Genomic DNA, 20,357 nt, shown 5'->3' with positions numbered 1-20,357 from the left:
GCCTCAGAATGGCCCCACGGCGGTAGTCTGGGAATCCTGCTTGTTCAGCTTGTGCCATGTCACGGTTTCACTCGGAGAAACGTTCCACACGCAACCTCCGTCACGAAATGTCCTGTCCGTCCCAGGAGGGGCTCTCTAGCGTTGCGCACATCCCATGCGCTTCCGATCCGCCCTCGTGACCTGCGCGGTGCTCTCCTCCGGCTGCTTCCACCTCACCGCGAGCGACAAGACTCGCGAGGAGTTCAAGCCGCCCCGGCGCCTCGACGCGGCCGCCATCGCGGTGCCCGTCGGCTACCGCATCGAGCCCATCGCCACCGGCCTCACCTACCCCACCGCGGTGGCCTTCGACGCCCAGGGCACCCCCTACGTCACCGAGTCCGGCTACTCCTACGGCGAGGACTTCACCGAGCCGCGCCTGCTGCGCATCAACCCGGACGGCAGCCACACCGTGGTGGCCAAGGGCGGGCATGCGCCGTGGACGGGCGTCGTCTTCCACCAGGGCGCCTTCTACGTCGCCGAGGGAGGCACCGAGGGCGGGGGCCGCATCGTCCGCGTCACCCCGGACGGCACGCTCACCCCGCTCATCTCCCACCTCCCCAGCCTGGGCGATCACCACACCAACGGGCCGGCGATTGGCCCGGACGGCGCGCTCTACTTCAGCGTGGGCACCGCGACGAACGCGGGCGTGGTGGGGCCGGACAACGCGGAGATGGGCTGGCTGCCGCGCGCCACCGACTTCCACGACATCCCCTGCCGCGACGTCATCCTGCGCGGCCTCAACTTCACCACCCCCAACCCGCTCACGCCGGACCCGAACGACGAGGCCACCACCGGTGCCTTCGTCCCCTTCGGCACTGCCACGAAGCCGGACCAGGTCATCCGCGGCCAGGTGCCGTGCAGCGGGGCCATCTTCCGACTCGCGCCCGGAGCCACCGCGCCCGAGCTGGTGGCCTGGGGCTTCCGCAACCCGTATGGCCTCGGCTTCTCGCCGGAGGGCCGGCTGTACGTGACGGAGAATGGCCAGGACGTGCGCGGCAGCCGCCCCATCTTCGGCGCCGGAGACTACCTCTGGGCGGTGGAGCCCGGCCGCTGGTATGGCTACCCGGACTTCGTGGGAGGCCGCCCCGTCAACCAGGAGTGGTTCAAGCCGCCCGAGCAGGACCAGCCGCCCCAATTCCTCCTCGCCGAGCACCCCTCCCCGCCCCCCAAGCCGGTGGCCTTCTTCGGCGTGCACTCGTCCTCGAATGGCTTCGACTTCTCGCGAGGCGGCACCTTCGGCTACGGCGGACAGGCCTTCGTCGCGCAGTTCGGCGACCAGTCCCCGGACACGGGCAAGGTGATGTCGCCCGTGGGCTACAAGGTGGTGCGGGTGGACGTCGCCACGGGCGTCATCCAGGACTTCGCGGCCAACAAGGACAAGGGCAGCGGAGGCCCAGCCACCCACCTGCGCACCGGCGGGCTCGAGCGCCCCCTCTCCGTGCGCTTCGACCCGGACAACGCCGCGCTCTACGTCGTCGACTTCGGGGTGATGACCGTCACCGAGAAGGGCATCCAGCCCTACAAGGAGACGGGCGTGCTGTGGCGCATCACTCCCGAGCCGAAGAAGGAGGCGCCATGAAGGCCACCGTCGGGCTGCTCGCACTTGCCACCGTCCTGGCCACGGGCTGCGGCCCCGCGCGCCGAGGCGTCCCCTTCGGCCCGCCCCTGCAACTCACCGAGCGCCAGCAGCGGGGGCAGGTGCTCTTCATGCGCGAGTGCAATGGCTGTCACCCGGGAGCGGCGGGAGGCCTCGGCCCGGGCATCGCCAACAAGCCCCTGCCCGGCTTCGCCATGCGCACGCAGATTCGCAAGGGCGTGGGCGCCATGCCCGCCTTCACCGAGCAGATGCTCAGCGACGAGGAGGTGGACGCCATCGTGGACTACCTCAACGCGCTCCAGGAGACGCCGGGCCCCCTGTGAGGGGCAGCAGCTCGCCGAGCCGCTCGATGCGGGCGTCCCCGTCCAGCCCGAGCCCCACGAAGCGCACGCCCGCGGCCTGGGCCGCGCCCCGGTCGAAGCGCGAATCACCCACCATCACCGCCGCCTCGGGCGCCACGCCCAATCGGCCGAGCGCGTACAGCACCAGGTCCGGCGCCGGCTTCGCGTTCACCACCAGGTCCGCGCACGCGAGCACGTCGAAGAAGTCCAACAGGCCCGCGGCCCCGAGCAGCGTGCGCGCCAGCGCGGACACCGAGTTGGTCACCACGGCCCGACGCAGGCCCCGCGCGACCAGGGCCTCCAGCAGACCCCGCGCGTCCGGGTTCACCCACACCTCGCCCGCGTAGCGCGGCAGGTGCTCCACATAGAAGGCATCCAGCTCGGCGGGGGAGCAGCGCAGGCCGAAGACACGCACGTCCTCGGCGGTGCCCTGCCCGAAGGTGGGCGCGAACTCCTCGCGCGTCACCGGACTGCCCCGGAAGCGCCGTCCCGCGTCCTCCAACACCCGCAGCCAGGCCTCCTCGCTGCGCACGAGGACGCCATCCATGTCGAAGAGGACGGCGCTCGGGGACATCTCAGGCCTGCGGCTCCTTGGCCTTCTTGCGCGCCTCAATCTCCCGGCGCACCTCGTCCATGTCCAGCGCGCGCACCTTGCCGATGAGCTCCTCCAGCACCGGCGCCGGGAGCGCCCCGGCCTGCTCGAAGAGCAGGATGCCGTCGCGGAAGATCATCAACGTGGGGATGGAGCGAATCTGGAACATGCCGGACAGCTCCGGCTGCGCCTCGGTGTCGATCTTCCCGAAGGTGACGTCCTTGTGCGCCTCGGACGCCTTCTCGTAGACGGGAGCGAACGCACGGCAGGGGCCGCACCAGGCCGCCCACCAGTCGAGCATGACGATGCCCGGCTTGGACACCGTGGCCTCGAAGTTCTCCTTGCTGATTTCCTGCGTGGCCATGGCGGGCCTCCTTTAACGAACCTGCAGCAGTTCCACTTCGAAGACGAGGGTGGAGTTGGGAGGAATCACCGGCGGGAAGCCGCGCGCGCCGTAGCCCAGCTCCGGGGGGATGGTGAGCTTGCGCAGGCCGCCCACCTTCATGCCCGCCACGCCCTGGTCCCAGCCCTGGATGACGCGGCCGGCGCCGAGCTGGAACGTGAAGCCCTCGTTGCGGTCCCTGCTGCTGTCGAACTTCGAGCCGCTGGTGAGGGTGCCCACGTAGTGGACCGTCACCGTCTTTCCCGGGGTCGCCTCGGCGCCCGTACCCACCTTCAGGTCTTCCACCTTCAAGCTCATGGACAGTCTCCGTGAAAGCCCTCACCTTAACGCGCTGCCTCCGCGCGCGCTGCCAGGGAGTCAAAAAAGCGCGGCGCGGTGACCTCTGGAAGAGGCCCCGCGCCGGCTGACTGTCATGCCGCCATCACACCGTCAGCTTAGAAGGTACCGCCGAGGTTGATGGTGCCGTTGTAGCTACCGGTGGTGAGGTCGCCGGTGTCCACGCCGGGGGCGAAGTCCTCGCTGAGCAGGACGTTGTAGTTGACGCGCGCATCGGCGGTGATGTTGCCGATGTGAGTGCGCAGACCCACGCCCACGGGGATGCGCGAGTTGGTGTCGTCGCGGAAGCCGAGCCCCTCGCCGTTATTGACGTTGTACCAGTTCATGCCGAAGCCGCCGAGCAGGTAGGGCTGCACGGGGGCGGCGGTCAGGCCGAGGGTGACGGCCGCCGAGGCACCATTGCGCACGAGGTCCGGGCCACTGCCGCCCACGTCCGCGTCCAGGTTGTTCACCGCGCCGCTGTAGCCGAGCTCGAGACCGAAGGTCTTGCTGGGCCTGAGGGCGGCGGTCACACCCACGGACGGACCCGGGTTGATGCTGGGAGCGAGCTCACCGGTGTAGCCCTCGACGCCGCCGCCGATGAGCACCGTGAGGCCACGCATGTCGGCCTTGGACTCCTTGTTCTTGTCCATGTCCTCGTAGCCGGAGCCGCCGAAGGCCGCGTCGTCCGAGGCGATGGGCACCGAGCCCACGTCGACGTCGGAGCCGCCCAGCGAGGACTGCCCGTTGTCGAGGCCCGAGAGGTCACCGCTGCCGCCGGTAGCCCCCTGCGGCACTGGGGTGCAGTAGAGCGTCACGCCGCCCTGGCCCTGCATGGGGATGCTGCTGGACTTGGGCTGCGAGAGGCTCTGGCCCTGCTGGCCCGAGCCGCCGAGGCCCTGGTCGAGGCCCATGTCCCCGGAGCCGCCCACGCCTTCGTCCTGCATCCCCATGTCGGGCGTCACCGGAGCGACGTCCTCCTGGTCGAGGATGAGGAGATCGCTGTTGTTGGTGTCATCCAGTCCAGAACCGCCGATGTTGTCCGGGGACTGCTGTCCCTGGGTCTGCGTGGTGGAGTCGTCCTGCGCCAGCGCCACGTTGCCGTAGATGAGCGCCGCAATGGCGCCAACCAGAATCTTCGCTTTCATCCGTACCTCCGTACGTCGGGTGGCTGACGAGAAGTTCGTAACCGGGAACATCCGCGGCAAGGCGCGGATCGCCTCGAAGGGAGCCGTCGGAACCTCGCTCGGGAAGCACTCGGCCAGGCGTGTTGGGAAGAACGGTACGGACGCGGCGTGTGACTACTCTAGAGGGTGGCTCGGCGTCCTCCTTTCCTTGGAGTGAAGCGGGCTCACGGGTGGAGGAACTCCCTCGGCGAGCAGAGGCGGCCCACCCGTTGGAACCCCCTCAGCGCCCTCGTGAAGCGACGCATCCGGAGCGGACAGTAACGGACAGTGTCGCGCGCCTCGCCCGAGCGGGTTCCTGCGACGAGCGTGTCCCCATTCTATCGTGCCGCTCCATGAGGACCGATGCTCGCCGTCGCCTATCCGCTGCCGTGTGCGGCCTCTTGATGGTGCTCGCGCCGCTGTACCCGGCACACGCCCAGAAGGCTCGCGCCAGACAACCCGCGCGCACCCAGGACGAAGCCGCTCGCTACATCAAGGCCGCCGAGCGGCTGTACGAGGCACTCGAATACGAGCGCGCCCTGGAGCAGCTGGCCCAGGCGCGGCGTCTGCCCCGGAGCCTCGACGAGGACGTGACCATCGCGCTCTTCGAGGGGCTCATCTTCGCGGACATGGGAAAGCGTGGGGATGCGCGCGTGGCCTTCAAGACGGGCCTGCTGCTGGATCCGAAAGCTCGGCTCCCGGTACGCGCCGCTCCGAAGGTGGAGCAGGAATTCGAGGAGGTCCGGAGCCGGGTATGCAAGGAACTGGGGCTCCAGGGGTGCAAGCCGCGAGAGGACCCCAAGGCCAGGCCGCCAGAGGTCGTCACGAAACCAACCGGACCGACGGACCGTCCGGTGACGACCCAAGTGGACCCCCCAGTGCCCAAGACGGAGTCGCCGCCGTGGCTGCCCTCTTCGGTGCGGATGGGGAGTACGTCCGTGCCCACGCACTCCTTGGCAATGCTGGGGGCTGGAGTCGTGGCGGGAGGGGTGGGCGGCTTCTTCGGGCTGAAGTCTCGCGGCCAGCTCGAGGATGCACGCGGCACGAGCTACCAGCAGGAGCTGGCCCACCGTCGCGACGAGGCCGTGGGCAGCGCGCGAGCGGCCAACGTGCTCTTCGGCACGGCCGGGCTGCTGGCCACGGGCGCAGTGGTCACCTGGCTGATGTCCGGCGGTGAAGAAGTCCCGAACGAGGAGGCTGCGCGATGAGGATGCTCTGGAAAGGGACGGCCCTGCTGGGGCTGCTGCTGGCGGCCTGCCTGGTGCCGACGTTCGACGAGTTCAACCAGGAGAATGCGCGCCTCTGCGACGCCGCAAACCTGTGTCTGCCGGGCTACGCCTGCGTGGAGGGCCACTGCCAACCCGAAGAGGGCACGGAATGCCGGCCCGGCACTTCGGTGGCCTGCGGCAAGGACAAGGGCGAGTGCAAACCGGGCACGCGCACCTGTGGCGAGGATGGCCGATACGGGCCCTGCACGGGGCCGGTGCTGCCCAAGGATGAGTTGTGCAACGGCCTGGACGACAACTGCGACGGCGCCGCGGACGAGGGGCTGTCCTGTGGGGTGAGTTGCGAGGAGTGCACCACGAAGGGACGCACCTGCGTGCAAGGCGGGTGTGGTGAAGCCTGCGTGAACAGTCACTACAAAGAGGGAGACCAGTGCCTTCCCAAGAAGGGACTCGGAACGACCTGCTCCGAGAACCGGGTGTGCGAGTCTGGATTCTGCGTGGATGGCTCCTGCTGCAGCACCTCCGCCTGCACCACCCCGCAAGGCCAGTGCATTGCGGCCACCGGCACCTGCGCCACTGGCACCTGCCAGTACGCGCCGCTGCCCAACACCCCCGCCTGCGACGATGGCAAGGCCTGCACCCTCAACGATAAATGCGATGGCAGCGGGAAGTGTGCCTCTGGCACGCCCATGCCTTGCACCACACCGCCGACCCCATGTTACGCGAGCACCGGCACCTGCAGCGGAGTGACGGACAGGTGTGAATACGCACCCCTGCCCAACACTACCGCCTGCGACGACGGCAACAAATGCACCGAGTCGGACCGGTGCAATGGTGCTGGCCAGTGCGTAAGCGGCAATGCCAAGCTCTGCGATCAGCCGGACCAGTGTCACGAGTCCGCTGGCAGCTGCAAAACGACTACGGGCGAATGCGTGTACCCAGTCAAACCTACTGGTACCCTCTGCGATGATGGCAACGGCTGCACCGGTGACGACAGCTGCGAATCCGGTTTCTGCAGAGGCACCTACCTCTGCTCCAGCAGAGAGGTCTGCAACGGCAACCAATGCGTTTGCGATGCTCCACAGGGGAGCTTCTGCCCCACGGAATAACCGTACTGGAATCAGGGTCTCGGAGCGGAGGAACGAGCCCGAGACCCATTCATACGAGTTCGCGAAGCAGTGCGCTTTACGCTGAGCACTGCCTCAAAGCGACTCAGCCGCGCGTCCAGTCGCTGCTCGTGACGACGGGCAGTTGCAGGGCGCGCTCGCGGTCCAGGTCCAGGTTGCCGATGTGCAGTGACAGCGGCGCCTGCACCCACTTGTAGATGGACTGGAGGAAGAGCTTGATGAACTTCTCCACGTAGCCCTGCAGCCGCGTGCGCTCCACCTCGGGGAACATGGACTCCAGCGCGACCATCATCTCCGCGGGCACCAGCTTCTCGCCGGCGAAGAGGTAGAAGCAGGCATCCAGGATGGGGAAGGGCATCAGCTCCTCCTCTCCCACCTGGTTGTGCGCCAGCTCCGGCCCCGCCGGCTTGGCGAGCACCTTGCGGATGCCCTCGTAGTTCGTCTGCTCCTGCAGGTAGTCCAGGAGGTACATGACGACCGTCTTGGGCACGTTGGCGATGACGGCCAGCGCGCCCATGAGGTCTCCGCCCGTGGTGGTGTAGCCCACGGCGCGCTCGCTCATGTTGCCCGTCTGGAGGAAGAGGCCTCCGCTGGAGTTGGACCAGTTCCACATGCGCTGCGCGCGCAGGCGGGCCTGGATGTTCTGCTCGGTGATGGGCGTTACCTCGCCGCCGGCCAGCATGCCGTGCGCCACCGCCAGCTCGCGCTCGAAGGCCTCCTCGATGGGGACCACCTGGAAGGACACGCCCAGCTCGCGGGCGATCGTCTCCGCGGCCTCGCGGGTGGCGTCGCTGGAGTAGCGGCTGGGCATGTAGAAGGCGCGCAGCAGGCTGCCAGGATTCTCCGGCCGCACGCGCTTCGCATAGCGGTGGGCGATGAGCAGGGTGAGCAGCGAGTCCCGCCCGCCCGAGAGCGCGATGCCGATGACCTTGAAGGCGCGCGTCTTCTCGAAGTAGTCGCCGATGCCCAGGGCGAGCGCGTCGAGGATGTCTTCGCACAGGGCTTCGCGGGCGGAGCGGCGCGTGTCGGGGGCCGGGAGGAAGAAGCTGCGGTGCGCGGGCACCGGGTAGCGCAGCTTCTCACGCTGGCTGGTGAAGGCGCCGGTGCAGTCGATGGTGGGCACCAGCTCGGCGCCCTCGCGCAGCCAGGCCTCCCGGTCGCTGCGCCACGTGGTGTTCTCCGCGCGCAGGCGCAGGGTGCGGTCCAGGTCCACCACCGCCGCGGCGAAGCCCTCCTGGAAGCGCGGCTCCTCCAGCACGGGCTTGCCGTTCTGGTTGATGAAGCCACCGCCGTCGAAAATGATGCCGTCGTTGCTGCCCAGCGCGTTGGAGTAGGCGATGGTGCACTGGTGGTCCGACGCGCGGGTGGCGAGCAGCTCGCGCCGGGTGTCCCCGTGGCCCAGACGGAAGGGCGAGGCGGACACGTTCACCACCAGCTCGGCACCCGAGTAGGTGCGCCGGCGCAAGGGGGCCTCCGGGCTCCAGATGTCCTCGCACACCTCGGGGGCGACGAGGCCGAAGTCGAAGCGGAAGAGGTAGTCGCCGAAGGGGATGCCCCGGTACTCCTCGCGCATGCCGGGGAAGCCGCGGGAGAAGGTGCGCCCCTCGTAGAAGATGTTGTAGGTGGGCAGCTTCTCCTTGGGCACCAGGCCGAGCACCTTCCCACCGGCCACGAGCGCGGCGCAGTTGTAGCGCAGGCCCTGGTGGTTCACCGCCACGCCCACGACGAACAGGGTGCGCAGCGAGGCCGTCTCCCGGGCGAAGCGCTCGAGCTGGGGCCACTGGTGCTCGACGAAGCCCTGCCACTGCACCAGGTCCTCGGGCGGGTAGCCGCTGATGAGCTGCTCCTGGAAGACACCGACGGTGACGTCCTCGGCGGCCATCCGGCGTGCCACTTCGAGCGCCTTGTCCACGTTGCGCCCGAAGGCGCCCACGGTGGTGTTGACGCTGGCGAGCCCAATCTTCACGAGCCGCATGGAAGGTGTTCCTCCTCGGAAAGAAGTCTCGCTAGCAGACGTCCCCGAGGGGCCGCCGCGCAAGGACTTCCGAGGGGAGGCCGCTCAATTGAGCGGGCCCACGGGCTTGACCGGGCTGAGGCGGGCGATGAGCTCGCCCACGTCGTCCAGCACCGCCTCCAGCCGCTTGCGCACGTCCAGTTCGCACAGCAGCTCCTGGCGCCGCTCGGGCTCCGGGACGACGGCGGCGGCCACCACGTCCGCCAGGGCGCCCCCGGTGGAGCGGGCCACCACGGGCAGCAGGTTCTCCGCGAACGAGGCGGGCACACGGCCGGCCAGCTCGAAGACGGCCTGGCGCAGCCGCTCCTCCTCGGGCCCCTGGTACTCGGCGTCCGGCAGGAGCTGCACCCGCACCTCGCGGTAGAGCTTCTCGGAGGTCAGCTCGGAGAGGAGGCGGGCACGCGCCACCCCTTGCAGGAGGATGTTGTAGCGCCCGTCCGCCAGCTCCTCGTGCCAGATGATGAGGCCGGCGCACAGCATGGGCTGCATGGGGGGACGCTCACCGTACTGGCCCTCCCAGCCAGGCTCCAGCTGGGCGAGCGCCAGCACCTTGTCTCCCTCGAGCGCGTCGCGCACCAGGGCCCGGTAGCGCGGCTCGAAGATGTGCAGGGGGAGCGCCGCGTGCGGAAAGAGGACCGCGGACGGGAGCGGGAAGACCTTGAGCGCCTGGGTGGAACGCTCGATACGTTCGAGGGCCGTCGTCATGGGAGGAGCACCGTAATCCGGTAATAGCGGCCGGGCGAAGGTGGCGCATCCCCCAGCCGGCAGGCAGGCGTCCGCCCGGGGACGCGGCGCTGGCAATGTGCCCACGTTCCGATAGGGTGCGCGACCGCATGACCGACTCCGCTCCCGTGGCCACCTCTCCGGAAAAGCTCTCCTGGTACCGCCGGCTCTACCTGCGCGTGGAGGCGCTCTCCTCCACGAAGCACGCCCTGGCCGCCATGCTGCTGGTGTCCGTGGTGGACGGCTCGGTGTTCCCCATTCCGCCCTTCGCGCTGCTGGTGCCGATGGTGCTCGCCCAGCCGCGCAAGTGGCTCCAGTACGCGCTGATGGGCACGGTGGCCAGCCTCGTGGGTGGCTTCATCGGGTACTACCTGGGCGACCTGCTGCGCCAGGGGGCCGTCAGCTTCCTGCACATCGACCTGAACATGCGCATCCAACGCTTCGGCATCGACGCCTCGCTGGGCGAGCTGCTGGGGCAGAACTTCTGGGCGCTCGCGCTGCTGTGCTCGGTGCTGCCCACGCCCTTCAAGGTGGTGGCCATCGGCAGCGGCATGGTGGGCGTGCCGCTGGACCGCTTCTTCCTGGCGGCGGTGCTGGGCCGCTCGGTGCGCTTCTTCCTGGTGTCGGGCGTGATGCGCTTCTTCGGGCCCACCGCCCGCAAGTGGCTGCGCGTCTGAGCCGGGCCCCGAGGCGCGCGCCTCAGGCGTGCACGGTGGCCAGCGCCTCGTCGATGGTGGCCAGCAGCTCGTCGGGGCGCACCGGCTTCTCGAGGATGCGGTTGCGCACCGAGCGCACGAAGTCGCGCGTGGCCTGGGTGTAGGCCCCGCCGGAGATGAAGACGAGCCGCTCGGCCATCTCCGGCGCATGCGCGCGCAGGTGCGAGTAGACGTCCATCCCCGTCGTCCCCGGCATCTGCAAATCACACAGCACCAGGTCGAAGTGCTGCCCCTCGCGCACCCATGCGAGGGCCTCGGCGCCGCGTGTGGTGACGACCACGTCGTGCGAGGGCTCGATGAGCATGCGCATGGACTGGGCCAGGCGGACCTCGTCGTCGATGATGAGGATGCGCCGGCGGGGAACGGCCTCGAGCGCGGCGGAGTCCTCGGGCTCGGGAGCCTCGGCGGGCGCGCCTTCGGCGGCGGGCAGCAGGAGGGTGAAGACGGAGCCCCGGCCCTCCTCGCTGTGCACCCGCAGCTCGCCCCCGTGGGCCTGGACGATCTGCTGGCAGATGGGAAGTCCCAATCCGGTACCCTCGGATGACTTGGTGGTGAAGAACGGGTCGAAGATGCGCGCCAGCACGGTGGGGGACATGCCGCAGCCGGTGTCGGACACCTCCACCAGGGCCCGGCCCGTGTCGTCCCGGCCGGTGCGCACGCGCACCTCGTGGCGCTCCGGGTTCCCCTCGGGGATGGCCTGCAGCGCGTTGACGAGCAGGTTGAGCATCACCTGCCCGAGCCGCGCCTCGCTGCCCATCACCCGGGGCGGGTGGCCGAACTCCTCCACCAGACGCGCCCGGGGGCGCACCGCATGGGCCGCCATGCGCAGCGCGGGAACCACCACCGAATTGACGTCCAGCATCGCCCGCTCCTCCCCTTCCTGCCGGCTGAACACCTTCAAGTCCCGCACGATGACGCGGATGCGCTCGGCGCCCTCTCGGGCCCCCTCGAGCTGGGAGTGGGCGTCCGCCACTCCCTCGCTCCCCCGCGCCAGGCTCTGGGCCAACCCCTCGAGGTTGAGCATCAGGTAGGCGAGCGGGTTGTTGATTTCATGCCCCACGCCCGCGGCCAGCGTGCCCACCGCGGCGATGCGCTCGGCGGCCACCAGCTTCGCCTGGAGCTGCTTCTGCGCGGTGACGTCGCGGTGGGTGGCCACGACGTGCGTCACCTGGCCGTCCGCGTCGCGCACAGGCGAGAGCTGCATCTCACTGTGGACCCGCGAGCCGTCCTTGTGGAGGAGGAGGACTTCGCCCCGGAAGGAGCCGCCCTCGCGCAGCGCCGCCTCCATGCGCTGTGTCGACTCCGGCTCCACCTCGCCACCCGACAGCGTCTTGGGCGAGCGGCCCACCAGCTCCTCCTGCCGCCAGCCCACCAGCTGGCAGAAGGACTCGTTGGCGTACACCACGCGAAACCCCTCGCCCGGGTGCAGCTCGCTGATGAGCACGCCATCGCGCACGCTGCGCACGGTGGTGGCCAGCAGCTCCCGCCGCGCGTGGGCCCCGCCGCGCTCGGCGCGGGCCGCCGCCAGCAGCAGCCCGGTGAAGGCGATGACGGCCAGGAAGAGCTGCAGCTCCAGCAGGTCCACCGTCGGCCCGTCCTCCTTCGCGAAGAAGGGGCCATGGCTCGAGGCGGTGCCCCAGATGGAGATGCCCGCGACGAGGAGCGTGGAGACGACCGCGCCCTGCGCCCCGAAGCGCTGCGCCGCCCAGACGCCCAGGGGGAAGAGGAGGAACACCTGGGCATAGGCCAGGGGAGCCACTTCATCGCTCCGGAAGGACCACAGGCTCACCGCGACGAGGAGCGCCCCCAGTCCCAGGGCCTCGCGCCAGCGCGGCTCCGGGCGGGGCCGGGCGAGCACCATCAACGCCGAGCCCACCACCAGCGCCCCCATGGCATTGCCCAGCCACCACACCCACGCCGGGGTGGCGACACCACTCCAGGACACCTCCCCGCTCAGCACGAGCCCCCCCACCCCCGTGAGGACACTGGCCAGCGTGCACAGGGCCGCCACGGCGGTGAGCACCAGCACGTCCTGGGTGCGAGCCAGCAGGGGGGAGAAGCCGAGGCGCCGCAGCAGCCACACCCCCAGCACCGCCTCCAGCGTGTTGCCGACGCCCATGAGCACCGAGGCGCTCAGCGGCACGGTGCTCAGCAGCAGGTTGGCCAGGAAGGCGCCCACGAAGACGCCCGGCCAGCGCGACACCCCGAGGAAGTACAGCGCCGCCAGCGCCACCCCGGTGGCGGGCCACACCGGGCCCGCCGTACCGGCGATGGTGGCCTTCGTCAGCCCCCACCAGGCCACGACGAAATACACGACCCCCAGCGCGAGTATCTCGGAGAGACCCCGTGGGCCATACCAGGCTGAACGGTCCAGGCGCTGTGGCTGCGACGAAATGGTGGTGTCCCCCCGCACGCCCGCCAGTCAACCCCGCGAGCGTGAGCCACCATGCTAACGCGCTCGGCCCGGGCGAGAAACGTCCCCCCCGGTCGCCTGTCTACCCACCTGACAAATGAGCGAGTCGGATTTCACCCTCCATCTGGGGGCCGCAATGGATCCGGGGGGACTGCGTAAGGAAGGGCAAGGAGGTCGTCGAGACAATGTCCCGTGCTGGTATCGCCGCCGTGCTGTCGTTCTTCATCCCCGGACTGGGTCAAATCTACAACGGGGACATCCTTCGGGGTCTCTTCTGGCTCATCATCACGCCGGGCTTCTGGCTGGGCACCGGCGGCTGCCTCGGCTGGGTGTGCCACTTCATCGCCGCGGCCACCGCGCACAGCCGGGCCGCGGAGCAGGAAAAGGGCGTCCGCGTCAGGGTCGTGTAGCGGCGCGGGGCGCGCCGAGGAGGGCCTGGAGCAGCTCGTCCGCCGTCTGGGCGAGCGCCCGGGCCCCATGGGCCTGGAGCTCCTCCACCTCGCGGAAGCCCCAGGTCACCCCCACGCTGTACATGCCCGCGGCCCGAGCGGTGTCCATGTCCACCGCCGTGTCGCCGATGAAGGCGCAGTCCCCGGGCGCCACGCCCAGCTCGGCCGCGATGCCGAGGGCCGCCGTGGGGTCCGGTTTCCGAGGCACCCCCACCCGCTCGCCGTAGACGGCGCCAAAGCGCACGTCCGGCAGCAGGGCCGCCACCATCTCGCGGGTGACCGCGTCCGTCTTGTTGCTCAACACCGCCAGCTTCACTCCCTCGTCCGCCAGCCGGGCGAGCACCTCGCGCACACCGGGGTAGGGGCGGGTGTGGTCGAGCATGTGCTCGGCGTAGAAGGCGCGGTAGGTGGCCAGTACCGCCTCGTGGGCCTCCTCGCGGTGGGCGGGGACGGCGCGGGACACCAACATCCGCACGCCCTCGCCCACGAAGCGGCGGTAGTCGGCGAGCGGGTGGACGGGCAGGCCATGGTGGGCGAGCGCGTGGTTCATCGCCGCACCGATGTCGTGCAGCGAGTCCAGCAGCGTCCCATCCAGGTCGAAGAGAGCGGCGCGCAGGTGCATACCGCTAGAAACACCAACGCCCCGGCCCGGACAAGTCCGAGGCGCGGGGCGCGGGTGGGAGGCCGCCTGGGGAGGAGGCCTACTCCGTCTTGGCGGCCGTGGGCTCGCCCGAGCCGGGGTCACCCTTCTGGAGGGTGGCGAAGTTGATGTTGTTGTAGCCGGCGCTGGCGCAGCTGAACATCACCCGCTTGATGATGGAGAACTCCACGTCCTTGTGGGCCTGGATGTTCACGTCACCCTTGAAGGCGTTGGTGTTGCCATCGGCCATGGCGTGGAGGTCCTCGAACTGCTTCTTCATGTCCCGCAGCTTCTCCTCCAGCGCGGGGATGTTGAGGTACTCCTCCTTCACCAGGTCCTGCACCCGCCCCACGACGTTGCCGGAGATGGAGACCTCGTCTCCGGACACCATGACGACGGGGTGCATCTCCACTTCCTTGACGTTGACCGCCTCGGGCAGCTGGATGTCCTTGGTCATCATCAGCACCTCGCCCGTCGCCGAGAAGTTGGCGATGAGGAAGAGCACGATGATGACGAACATGTCGACCAGCGGGGTGATGAGCACGTCCGCGTTGCCGCCATGCTTGCCGTGCGCCGCGCCGTGACCGAACACCTTGGAGTGCTGGAGCCGCTTGCCGTACCGCTTGCCGGGAACCTTGATGGCCATGGTGGATGCCTTGCCTAACCCATGATGGCGGACACCGAGACCTGGGGCAGGCCGGCGCCGATGCACTGGTCGATGATGCGGACCAGGTCCTCGTAGCGGACCTTGTCTTCGGTCTGCAGCGTGATGGCCGACTGGTCCGGGAACTGGCCCTTGAGCTCCTTGAAGCGCAGCAGCAACGGCTCCAGCTCCAGCTTGCCGTTGGCGCCGCGCTTGGCCTCGATGGCCGGGAACTCGCTCTGGTCCGCCACCAGCCGCAGCTCGGTGGGCGTGACGAACAGGGTGAGCTGGACCGTCTTGGTCTGCTCCTCCTGCTTCTGCTCTTCCTCGGTGGACGGGCCTCCGGCCTGTGCCACCTGCAGACGGCCAATCTGGGTCCAGACCGCCGTCATGATGAGGAAGCTGATGGTCACCGCCATCAGATCGATGAACGGGGTGAGGTTGATGGCAACGTCGAGCGACTTCTTGCCTTTCCCTCCCCCGAGGTCCATTCCGCCGGCCATCGAACTCTCCTTCCGCCCACACTGGGTACAACGTTCAATGAAGAGGGGCGCGCGTCATACCCACCGACAACGCGCCCCGTTTCCAGGTTCCCCGAGGGGAGGAAGGACTACTCCTCTTCCTGACGAACCGCCGCCGCGGAGACCGTGGCGTTCTTGAACTTGTCCCGGTTGTTGACGATGAGGTTGAGGACGGAGACGCTCGTCTCGTTGATGTCGCTGACGATGGCGGCGGCGCGGCCCGAGAGAATCGAGAACGCGACGACGGCGGGGATGGCCGTGAGCAGCCCGAAGCCGGTGCAGTTCATGGCTTCCGAGATGCCGTTGGCGAGAATGGTCGCCTTGTCGGCCGGGTTCACGTTGGCCACGGCCTCGAAGCAGGCGATCAGACCGGACACCGTTCCGAGCAGCCCCGCGAGCATGGCCGCGTTGCCGAGCATGGCGAGGTAGCCGGTGCGGGCCTCGATCTTCGGGGTCTCGCGCAGGCTGGCCTCATCGAGGGCGGCCTGGACCTCCTCCTCGCCCTTGGGCACGTTCATCAGGCCGGCCTTGATGACCTGGGTGAGCGGCGTCTGCTTCTGGCCGGCCACGTAGTTGATGGCCTTGTCCAGGTCACCGGCGTAGATGTGCTTCTTGAGCCCGCGCAGGAAGGCGTCCTTGTTGATGGACGCCTTGCCGAACAGCACGATGCCGCGCTCGATCATGATGGCCAGCGCGAACACCAGGCAGACGGCGATGGGGTACATACCCCACTGACCCGCCTCCCAGCGCTTGGCGATTTCCTCGAACAAAGAGCGGTCGGAACCGCCAGCGTTGGCGAGGACGGTCAGATTCGTCAGAAACCCCAGGTTCATTGCTTATGGCCTCCAAAGAGAGGGGCGTGCCCGGCATGGCGGGCTGCGCCACATCCACCCAGCTTCCGTGCGGCCTCCCACACGGTTCGCCGGCTGGGAATGGCATGAATGGACGCCGGACTTTAAGAACGGCACTCCGATAGTGTCAAGGCACACCCAGTGCTCTTAGTTGCTGAAATCTCACGGGAATTTTGCGATCTGACACCGGCTGCCAGGCTGGTTTGATGGCGAACGGACGCCGTATTACGCGCTGCGTCGCCTGCTTGACGACGCCCAGACGCGGGACTAAGGGCGGCCGCCTATGGCCAGAAAGCGGATCGGCGAGCTGCTCCTGGAGCGAGGGGCGATCACACAGGTCCAGCTGGAGGCCGCGCTCCAGGCGCAACAGCAGACCCACCAGCGCCTGGGCGCCGCGCTCGTGGCGCAGGGCGCCATCACCGAGAAGACCCTGGCGCACGCGCTGAGCGAAGCACTCGGCGTGCCAGTGATGGACCTGACGGCCCGGACCCCGGACTGGAGCGCCATCCACCTGCTGCGGGCGCGCTTCTGCGAGCAGCACGAGCTGTTCCCCGTGGCCCTGGAGAGCGTGGGCGGGCGCCGGCTGCTGGTGGTGGCCATGGCCGACCCGCTCGACACCACGGCCGTGCAGGAGATGGAGTTCACCACCGGGTTGAAGGTGAGTGCCCGGGTGGCGCCCCTGTCCGCCGTGCGCGCCGCCATCCTGCGCTACTACCACCGGGCGCCGGGCACCGAGGCCCCCGCTCCGGCCCGCCGGGCGGCCCCGGAGCCCGTCCCCGAGGCGCGGGAGGACGACGTCGAGGAGATCATCGTCGGCGAGGAGCTGCCCCCCGGGGAGAACACCCGCCGCGTCTCGCTCGAGGAGCTCATCCAGCAGCGCGAGCAGCAGCGGCGGCGCAAACGCGGTCAGACGACGCCCGCCCAGGCCAAACGGGCCGGGGACATCAGCGCCGACCTGGACTCGCTGTTCGGGGACGTGGTGCCCGCGCCCGCCGCGCCGCTGGACCCCGTGGAGGAGCTGGAGCGCAAGTTCTGGGCGCTCATGCGCATCATGGCGCGCAAGGGGCTCCTCACGAAGGAGGAGTTCACCCGGGAGCTGGACGACGAGTCCGGCGGGGACGGCCCGTAGGGGCTCAGTCCCCGAGCGGTAGGTGCACGGTGAAGGTGGTGCCCTGGCCCAGCTCGCTGCGCACGCTCAGCCGGCCCCCGTGCTTCTCCACGATGCGCTGCGCGATGGAGAGCCCCAGGCCCGTGCCCTTCCCTTCCGCCTTCGTGGTGAAGAAGGGCTCGAAGATGCGCGACAGGTGCTCGGGCGAGATGCCGCTGCCCGTGTCCTGCACGCACACCACCGCCTCGCGTCCCTCCTGCCGCGTCCGCAGGGACACCTGTCCGCCGGGCCCCATCGCGTGGCACGCGTTGGTGATGAGGTTGACGAACACCTGCACCAGGTTGGCCCGCACCGCCGACAGGGGCGGCAGCTCCCCGTAGTCGCGCCGCACCACCACCCGCGCCTGCGCCACCACGTGCTCGCAGTAGCCCACCGCCAGCTCCAGCACCGCGTTGAGCTGCACCGGCTCCGGCCGCTCCTTGGCCGGCCGCGCGTAGGACGTCAGGTCCCGGGTGAAGCGCAGGATGCGGTGGCCGCTCTCCAATATCTTCCGCAGCTTCTCCGCGTCCGCGGCCCCCGCGCCGCCCCCCAGCACCGAGCGCTGCAGCATCGCGTCCGCGTACGTCACCACGGCCGTCATCGGGTTGTTGATTTCGTGCGCCACGCTCGCGGCGAGCTGCCCCAGCGAGGCCAGCTTCTCCGCCTGGATGACGCGCTGCTCCAGCTGCGTCACCACCGTGACGTCCTGCCCGATGGCCATGACGCCCTCCACCTCGCCCTGCGAGGTGAGCGCCGAGGAGGTGGCGAAGGCCACGCGTGCCTCGCCCGAGCGCGTGAGCAGCCGCAGCTCGAAGTTGGGCACCGGCTCGCCCCGCATGGCCGCCGACAGCAGCGAGGAGAGCCGCAGGTGCTCGTCCTCGGGGACGAGCGAGAATACGTCCCGCCCCAGCACCTCCTCCTTGCGGAAGCCGGTGAGGCGGCTGATGGCCTGGTTGAAGACGACGACCTTCTTGTCCCGGTTGGCCACGAGGATGAGCGCGTTGGCCTTCTCCAGCAGCTCCTCCAGGTACTTGCGCACGAACGTCAGCTCGTCGATGAGCTTGGCGTTCTTCACCGCCACCGCCACCTGGTTGGCGAGCTGCACCAGCACGCGCTCGTCCTGGAAGAGCTCCACCTCCTCCTCGAGCGAGGCAGGGTACTCCAGGTTGACGACGCCGTAGAGCTGCCCGCTGGCCACCAGCGGCGCGCTCACCCCACCCGTGCTGCCCTCGAAGAGCAGCGGCACCTGCGCGGCCACCACCACCCGGCCCGCCGGAATGGCCCGCGGCGACAGGTGCAGCTTCTCCACGGCGCTGCGCTTGAGCACCAGCGGCTCGCGCGTGCCCTCCCGCAGCCGCCCCTCCGCGTAGAGGCTCGTCAGCACGCCGGTGTGCGCGTCGATGACGCGGATGCAGAAGGTGCGCCCGGGGAACAGCTCCTTCACCCCGCGGGCCACCGCCGCCACCAGCTCCTCCTCGCTGCCCGCCTCGGCCACGCTGCGCCCCAGGTCCAGCAGCACGCCCTCGGTGCGCGCCTGCTCCAGCAGCGCCTGCTCCACCACCACCAGCTGGCCGCGCATCAGCTCCGGCTCGCGCCTGCCCACCACCGACACCGACTCGCCCCGGCGCACCAGCCCCATCACCACGCGCCCCTCGGGCAGCGACACCTCCACGTCGCACGAGGCCCCGTCCTCGGGCACCCGCATCCCCGCCAGCGCCTCCATCATCTGCTCCACCGTCGCGCCGTGCTCGAAGCAGAAGCGCGCGAAGGCGGGGTTGGCCGTCAACAGCCGCAGCCCCGTGTCGCAGAGCGCCGCCGGCTGCTCCAACGTCTCGAAGAAGGTCCGGAAGTCCTCCGCGGTGGGGGCCTCCGGCGCGCGCAGGCGACCGGACTCAGTCGTCATGGGAGCTGGCTTTGTCGAGGTCCAGGATTTGCTGGGACCCCATATAGGCTTTCGTCTCGTAGCGGGTGATACGGCCAATCTTCCGGACGATCTCCGCCATGCGCTCGGCCTCGCGGTAGATGATGTCCACCGGCTTGTAGGAGGTGTCCTCCTCCTTGAGCCTGCGCTTGAGCAGCTCCGCGTAGCCCATCACCGAGGTGAGCGGCTGGTTGAGCTCGTGGGCGGCGGTACCGGCGAGCGCGACGATGACGGCGTTCTTCTCGCTCTCCTCCAGCCGCGTCTCCACGTCCGACAGCTTGCGCTCCAGCTCCATGCGGTCGCGCAGGTCCGTGAAGATGCCCACGCTGGCCACCTCGCGGCTGCCCTCGTAGACGATGGAGGCCGTCATGTTCACCGGCATGATCTGCCCGGTGCGGTGGACGACGTCCTGCCGGCACAACGAGAGCCGGCCGCGCCCGCCATGCTCCGGGCTGCGCAGCAGCGTCATGATGCGCTGGGCCACCCCGGGCGGGTAGAGCTGGCTCACGTGCAGCCCTCCCAGGGCCTGCTGCGCGGTGTAGCCGCTGAGGGCCTCGGCTCCCTTGTTGAAGAGGATGATGCGGCCCTGCATGTCCGAGGCGACGATGGCGTCCACCGAGGAGTCGATGAGCCGCTCGAGGAAGTCCTTGGTGTGGCGCAGCTCGTCGGCCAGCAGGCGCGCCTGCGTCACGTCGCGGAAGGAGAGGATGATGGCCCGGCGGCCGTCCTCCAACGGGGCCGCGGAGAAGCTCAGCGTGAGGCGCCGCTCTCCCGGCGTGCGCACCATCAGGTCCACATCCGAGCGCGACTCACCGCGCCGGGCCGCCGTCACCAGCTCCATCAGCACCGACTCGTCCAGCGGCTGGCACACATCCACCAGATGGCGGCCGTAGGCGTGCTCGGAGGGCGTCTCCAGGATGGTCTCGCCCGCGGGGTTGAGGCTGAGCACGCACGCCTTGTCGTCGAGGATGGCCACCCCCTCGCGCACGTTGGCGAAGAAGAGGTGGTACGTCTCCAGGGACGCGGCCTTGGCCTCGGCGGCGATGCGCGCCGTCATCTCGCGCTCGGTCTGCCCACGCACCGTCTGCAGCAGCGAGGCGTTGCGCAGCGCCACCGCCGTGGCGAGCGCCACCGTGTTGAGGAATTCAATCTCATGTGGCGCGAAGGTGCGCCGGTCCGCCCCCGAGGCGCGCAGCAGCAGCACGCCGCGCACCTCGCCCCGGATGGGCAGCGGCAGCGCCGCGATGGCGTGGATGCCTCGCGCGGCCACCTCGTTCTGCACCCCCAGCAGCAGCGGGTGGTGCGAGGCGTCCTCCACGATGACGGGCTTGCCCGTGCGCGCCGCCTCGCGGATCTCCGGGTAGCGATCCAGGTCGATGCGGATGTCCTCGAGCGTGGGCGCGTCGCTAGCGGCCACCACGCGGGCACCCTCGTTGTCCCGGTCCAGCATCACCAGCGCGGCGCGACCAATCCCGAGCCGCTCCGCCAGCCGGCGGGTGACGTCATGGAGGAG

General features: G+C 69.5%; 20 protein-coding genes. 7 read left to right on the top strand and 13 right to left on the bottom strand.

Features of this window, described 5'->3' with window-relative positions; translation table 11 throughout:
- The first annotated feature begins 154 nt into the window (after window positions 1-154).
- Together VF697_RS32040 and VF697_RS32035 are read left to right on the top strand one after the other, a co-directional pair.
- Window positions 155-1,618: a hypothetical protein gene (locus VF697_RS32040; RefSeq protein ID WP_331100903.1), complete on the top strand. Its 1,464-nt coding sequence runs from the start codon at window positions 155-157 to the stop codon at window positions 1,616-1,618.
- Window positions 1,615-1,959 (top strand): cytochrome c, encoded by a 345-nt coding sequence (locus VF697_RS32035; protein WP_331100902.1) that lies wholly within the window; start codon window positions 1,615-1,617, stop codon window positions 1,957-1,959. Before VF697_RS32040 ends, VF697_RS32035 begins: the two co-directional genes overlap by 4 nt.
- Here VF697_RS32035 and VF697_RS32030 read toward each other — a convergent pair.
- The 4 genes from VF697_RS32030 to VF697_RS32015 form a co-directional block, all read right to left on the bottom strand.
- Window positions 1,925-2,551, bottom strand: coding sequence for an HAD-IA family hydrolase (locus VF697_RS32030; RefSeq protein ID WP_331100901.1), 627 nt, complete (start codon window positions 2,549-2,551; stop codon window positions 1,925-1,927). The two genes, VF697_RS32035 and VF697_RS32030, sit on opposite strands and share 35 nt — an antisense overlap.
- Before the next feature lies 1 nt (window position 2,552).
- Window positions 2,553-2,933 carry a thioredoxin family protein gene (locus VF697_RS32025; protein ID WP_331100900.1) on the bottom strand — a complete coding sequence of 127 codons (381 nt, stop codon included), beginning with the start codon at window positions 2,931-2,933 and terminating at the stop codon, window positions 2,553-2,555.
- 12 nt (window positions 2,934-2,945) lie between these two features.
- Complete coding sequence (locus tag VF697_RS32020) at window positions 2,946-3,269, bottom strand: FKBP-type peptidyl-prolyl cis-trans isomerase (RefSeq protein ID WP_331100899.1); 324 nt, start codon at window positions 3,267-3,269, stop codon at window positions 2,946-2,948.
- A 137-nt stretch (window positions 3,270-3,406) separates the two neighbouring features.
- The gene (locus VF697_RS32015; protein ID WP_331100898.1) at window positions 3,407-4,435 is read right to left on the bottom strand and encodes a hypothetical protein; all 1,029 of its coding nucleotides are present in this window, start codon (window positions 4,433-4,435) and stop codon (window positions 3,407-3,409) included.
- 371 nt (window positions 4,436-4,806) lie between these two features.
- Here VF697_RS32015 and VF697_RS32010 point away from each other — a divergent pair, with 371 nt between their 5' ends.
- Both VF697_RS32010 and VF697_RS32005 read left to right on the top strand, forming a co-directional pair.
- Complete coding sequence (locus VF697_RS32010; protein WP_331100897.1) at window positions 4,807-5,661, top strand: hypothetical protein; 855 nt, start codon at window positions 4,807-4,809, stop codon at window positions 5,659-5,661.
- The gene (locus VF697_RS32005) at window positions 5,658-6,788 is read left to right on the top strand and encodes a hypothetical protein (protein WP_331100896.1); all 1,131 of its coding nucleotides are present in this window, start codon (window positions 5,658-5,660) and stop codon (window positions 6,786-6,788) included. The genes VF697_RS32010 and VF697_RS32005 overlap by 4 nt, the downstream gene beginning before the upstream one ends.
- Window positions 6,789-6,891: 103 nt before the next feature.
- Here VF697_RS32005 and nadE read toward each other — a convergent pair whose 3' ends face one another.
- Window positions 6,892-8,781, bottom strand: coding sequence for an NAD(+) synthase (gene nadE, locus VF697_RS32000; protein WP_331100895.1), 1,890 nt, complete (start codon window positions 8,779-8,781; stop codon window positions 6,892-6,894).
- An 84-nt stretch (window positions 8,782-8,865) separates the two neighbouring features.
- A complete protein-coding gene (locus tag VF697_RS31995; RefSeq protein ID WP_331100894.1) occupies window positions 8,866-9,525 on the bottom strand; it encodes an LON peptidase substrate-binding domain-containing protein in 660 nt (219 codons plus the stop codon).
- A gap of 128 nt (window positions 9,526-9,653) precedes the next feature.
- Between VF697_RS31995 and VF697_RS31990 the strand changes: the two genes are divergently transcribed.
- Window positions 9,654-10,220: a YqaA family protein gene (locus VF697_RS31990; RefSeq protein WP_331100893.1), complete on the top strand. Its 567-nt coding sequence runs from the start codon at window positions 9,654-9,656 to the stop codon at window positions 10,218-10,220.
- 22 nt (window positions 10,221-10,242) lie between these two features.
- Here VF697_RS31990 and VF697_RS31985 read toward each other — a convergent pair whose 3' ends face one another.
- Window positions 10,243-12,573 (bottom strand): MASE1 domain-containing protein, encoded by a 2,331-nt coding sequence (locus tag VF697_RS31985; RefSeq protein WP_414641366.1) that lies wholly within the window; start codon window positions 12,571-12,573, stop codon window positions 10,243-10,245.
- A gap of 284 nt (window positions 12,574-12,857) precedes the next feature.
- Here VF697_RS31985 and VF697_RS31980 point away from each other — a divergent pair, with 284 nt between their 5' ends.
- Window positions 12,858-13,082 carry a hypothetical protein gene (locus tag VF697_RS31980; RefSeq protein ID WP_331100891.1) on the top strand — a complete coding sequence of 75 codons (225 nt, stop codon included), beginning with the start codon at window positions 12,858-12,860 and terminating at the stop codon, window positions 13,080-13,082.
- Here VF697_RS31980 and VF697_RS31975 read toward each other — a convergent pair.
- From VF697_RS31975 to VF697_RS31960, 4 genes are all read right to left on the bottom strand, one after another.
- Window positions 13,069-13,743: an HAD family hydrolase gene (locus VF697_RS31975; protein ID WP_331100890.1), complete on the bottom strand. Its 675-nt coding sequence runs from the start codon at window positions 13,741-13,743 to the stop codon at window positions 13,069-13,071. The two genes, VF697_RS31980 and VF697_RS31975, sit on opposite strands and share 14 nt — an antisense overlap.
- Before the next feature lie 79 nt (window positions 13,744-13,822).
- Window positions 13,823-14,407 (bottom strand): biopolymer transporter ExbD, encoded by a 585-nt coding sequence (locus VF697_RS31970; RefSeq protein WP_331100889.1) that lies wholly within the window; start codon window positions 14,405-14,407, stop codon window positions 13,823-13,825.
- A gap of 14 nt (window positions 14,408-14,421) precedes the next feature.
- Window positions 14,422-14,907, bottom strand: a complete 486-nt coding sequence (locus VF697_RS31965) for a biopolymer transporter ExbD (RefSeq protein WP_331100888.1) — start codon at window positions 14,905-14,907, stop codon at window positions 14,422-14,424.
- Between the two features lie 107 nt (window positions 14,908-15,014).
- Window positions 15,015-15,758 carry a MotA/TolQ/ExbB proton channel family protein gene (locus tag VF697_RS31960; RefSeq protein WP_331100887.1) on the bottom strand — a complete coding sequence of 248 codons (744 nt, stop codon included), beginning with the start codon at window positions 15,756-15,758 and terminating at the stop codon, window positions 15,015-15,017.
- 301 nt (window positions 15,759-16,059) lie between these two features.
- Between VF697_RS31960 and VF697_RS31955 the strand changes: the two genes are divergently transcribed.
- Complete coding sequence (locus tag VF697_RS31955) at window positions 16,060-16,905, top strand: hypothetical protein (protein ID WP_331100886.1); 846 nt, start codon at window positions 16,060-16,062, stop codon at window positions 16,903-16,905.
- A 4-nt stretch (window positions 16,906-16,909) separates the two neighbouring features.
- Here VF697_RS31955 and VF697_RS31950 read toward each other — a convergent pair whose 3' ends face one another.
- Window positions 16,910-18,826: an ATP-binding protein gene (locus VF697_RS31950; protein ID WP_331100885.1), complete on the bottom strand. Its 1,917-nt coding sequence runs from the start codon at window positions 18,824-18,826 to the stop codon at window positions 16,910-16,912.
- Window positions 18,816-20,357, bottom strand: a 1,542-nt coding sequence (locus VF697_RS31945) for a PAS domain S-box protein (RefSeq protein ID WP_331100884.1), incomplete at its 5' end; no start/stop codon positions are given. The genes VF697_RS31945 and VF697_RS31950, both read right to left, overlap by 11 nt.

It is taken from the genome of Archangium sp., assembly GCF_036388035.1.
Lineage (GTDB): Bacteria > Myxococcota > Myxococcia > Myxococcales > Myxococcaceae > Archangium.
The sequence above is the reverse complement of the archived record's forward strand: the minus strand, read 5'-3'. Positions and strand labels throughout refer to the sequence as shown.